The 2,418-nt window shown below is 60.5% G+C and carries 1 protein-coding gene; it reads left to right on the plus strand.

Features of this window, described 5'->3' with window-relative positions:
* The first annotated feature begins 380 nt into the window (after positions 1-380).
* On the plus strand, positions 381-2,069 hold the full coding sequence (locus tag OS124_RS0109370) for a hypothetical protein (protein WP_010139282.1): 1,689 nt from the start codon (positions 381-383) through the stop codon (positions 2,067-2,069).
* Positions 2,070-2,418: the final 349 nt, after the last annotated feature.

Consider the following 2,418-nt stretch of genomic DNA (forward strand, 5'->3'; position numbering starts at 1 on the left):
TTGGCGTGACGCTTGGGGTCTGCTGATGCGTCGGCATTAAGTTCCACCATCGCAGAACCCGAACGATGGGGCTGCACTCCCGACAACCTGCCCCTCCACCAACACATTTGGCCTCCCGTTCAGGGAGCAGCGGAGGTGTGCATACTCAACACGGATAACTCATGCTACATGCACATGCTTTCCCTGCTGTTGGCCAGCCAGCGCTTGTTCCTGCTGCTGTCGCCGAACTGGTATGTTCTCTATTTAGCCATGATAGAAGCTGTACTGCTTCAGCTGACCTGACCTCTTCGACCATGAACGAGGTTGCCGAGACCCTTCACCGCCACGGACAACACCTTTCCCCCCGACATCATGACGTCTTGCAAAGTGTGGTTCAGACCATGGCCGACATGGCGATGGGGGTTGCGGAACAGCGGGTCTATGTGTCCAGCCTCGATCCTGGAATGGGAAAGACCACGTCACTGATCGTCTTTCTGCGGAAGCTGGTGGGGTCTCAAGACCACAGGGATGTTGCGGTTCTGGTCTGCCTATCGCGCAAGGCCGAGATTGAGCGGATCGTTCGGGATGTGGGCTTGGAGGAGGTCGATTTTGCCGTGCTGACCAGCGACGAGGAGATCAACGCCTTGTCTTCGACACCGCCCAGCGAAGCGCGTGTTCTCTTCACAACCCAGCAGATGCTTCTGTCCAGGCTGCGGGGTGGTCGCTTCGAGACATGCCCCACCTTCCACTACCAAGGGCTTCCCCGTGAGGTCCGCGTCTGGGATGAAGCGATGGAGCCGGGTCAGGTCTTCATGCTGTCGAGCGATGACATCGGCGGCCTCCTGAGGTTCCTTCGGCGGGTCTCGGCTGACCTGGCTGACACGATGGATGGCCTGATGGATCGGCTGCGGAAGGCGGATATCGGGTCCCTATTCCAGTTCCCGAAGCTGGACCACGAGGTCCTTCAACGCGCGGTAGCCCTGCTTGGAAACGACTGGCAGGCAGCCCATGTGGAAGCACTGGCGGAACTGTCGGGTCAACAGGTCCGCGTCTGCTCTGGCTGGGGCAGTCAGCGTGTTGCCGTGCTTGCCAGGACGCTTCTGCCCGAAGACCTGGCCCCGGTTCTGGTGCTGGATGCATCAGCTCGGGTCCGCGAGACCTACAAGCTGTGGGCGGAGACGCGTGGTGGTCTGACCTTCCTGCCATCGGCGACCAAGGACTACAGTCCCCTGACGATCCACGTCGCCAGGAAGGGCGCAGGCAAAAGCAGCTGGGGACAGAACGGCCCTGCACTGGCGAAGACTGTCGCCGAGATGCGCAGTCAAAGGTTGGGTCAGCGCTGTCTGATCGTCCACCACAAGGCCGACAAGCACCTCGACGCCTCGAACCTCATCAGCGATGCCATCATCCCTGACGCCCTGCACAACACCAGCTTCCTGCACTGGGGGATGCATCAGGCGACCAACGAATACGCCGATGTGCCTGTCGTGATCCTGGCGGGGACCTTCAACCTACCTCCCAGCCAATATCTAGGTCTTGCTCATGCCAGCCTTAGCTTGCCGATGGACAAGGCGCTACCGGAAGCTGTGGTGCAGCGTATCGCGCTTGGGGAACATGGCCATGCCATCGTGCAGGCGGTTGGCCGTGGCGTCACCCGTGGATGCTCGGACGGCAAATGCTTGCCTGGTGAAGTCTACATCATCGCGGCAGCGGGATCTGGCATCGAAGAGGCGTTGAGCGACTGGTTCCCTGGAGCAACGGTGAAGCGCTGGTACCCTGCAGACCGTCCTGTCCTGACGGGCAAGGTGGCCGAGGCTGCCGCCTACATCAAGCAACGCCTGAAAGAAGACCCGACTGCCTCCATCCTGTTCCAGGACGTCATGGGCCACATCGGCTGTAGCAACAGGAGCAACTTCAATCGAACCATCCGTCGCCATGAAATGTTCAGGCTCTGGCTGAAAGATCAGGGATTGGTCGAGGTAAAGCTGCCAGGCATCCGAGGCAAGGCCAATGCATTCCAGGTCGAGCTACCGCTCTTCGCCGCTGCTGGCGTCGAGCTGCCCCAGGATGTTCAGGGGTCAAAAATCTGAGCGCCCAATCATAAGGGTGTGCTTAGGCGTTTCCCCCCATGCCCCATCGCTTGCGGGGGTGCGCCAACAAGAACCAACTATCGCCAAGCTGCCGGAGACTCTTCGGCTTCGGCTGCCCGCTGACCGAGACCGCCCGCAGCTGGCATCACCGCAGGGGTCAGGCAACAGCAGGGGGTCGATGCGAGGTCCTACTGCTACCGCAGACCACCGACACTGCTACCGTAGACCAAAGCGTAGACCATCTGGTGCCTGTTGACGTCGTGACTCCCCGGCTGATAGCCCTTGTTTCGCTGGAGCTACCAGCTGACGCGATGCCTGCAACGGGAATACAACCCGTGTGGGGGCACCA

This window comes from Oceanicola sp. S124, assembly GCF_000220565.1.
Lineage (GTDB): Bacteria > Pseudomonadota > Alphaproteobacteria > Rhodobacterales > Rhodobacteraceae > Pseudooceanicola.

Bases quoted from the DNA above. Each gene is read 5' to 3' on its own strand.
- OS124_RS0109370 (WP_010139282.1), top strand. From the start codon at position 381: ATGGCCGACATGGCGATGGGGGTTGCGGAACAGCGGGTCTATGTGTCC.